Below are 641 nucleotides of genomic sequence, written 5' to 3'. Positions count from 1 at the left end.
ATTTCAGGAAAAGTAAAAGGAGTAATTACAGGAAGCTACACAGAATGTGGTGGAGAGTTAATAGCAACTTGGACATATACTGATGATTGTAATCGTCAAATCACAGCTAGTAAAACAATAACAGTATTACCAGCACCAGTTGCAGAATTTGCACCAGTAGAAGATGAAGTAATTTCTTGTGATGAAGCAGGATCTTACTCAGCTGGATTCTTAACCTATAATAATGGAGCAGAAACAAAGTCATGCTACATTTCAGGAAAAGTAGAAGGAGTAATTACAGGAAGCTATACAGAGTGTGGTGGAGAGTTATTGGTAACTTGGACATATGTTGATGACTGTCAAAGAGAGATAACAACAAGTAAAACAGTAACAGTTGAGCCAGCACCAATGGCATCTTTCGAGTCAGTAACAGATGAAGAAATCACTTGTGATGAAGCTGCAACTTATACAGCTGGGTATTTATCATACAACAACAATGCAGAAACTAAAGCTTGTTCTATTTCAGGAGAAGTAGAAGGTGAGTTAAGTGGAAGCTATACAGAATGTGGTGGAGAGTTACAAGTAACTTGGACATATGTTGACGATTGTCAAAGAGAAATTACAGCTACAAAAACAGTAACTGTATTACCAGCACCAGCTGC

Annotated in this window: 1 protein-coding gene; it reads left to right on the top strand. The window is 37.6% G+C overall.

Annotated elements, in window-relative coordinates:
* Positions 1-641: hypothetical protein (locus tag OD803_RS14480; RefSeq protein ID WP_262734065.1), on the top strand; the 641-nt coding region annotated here is incomplete at both ends.

Origin of the sequence: Gaetbulibacter sp. NE, assembly GCF_025548475.1 — a bacterium.
In the GTDB taxonomy this organism is placed as follows: domain Bacteria; phylum Bacteroidota; class Bacteroidia; order Flavobacteriales; family Flavobacteriaceae; genus Gaetbulibacter_B; species Gaetbulibacter_B jejuensis.
This window is presented reverse-complemented; position numbering and strand designations above follow the sequence as displayed.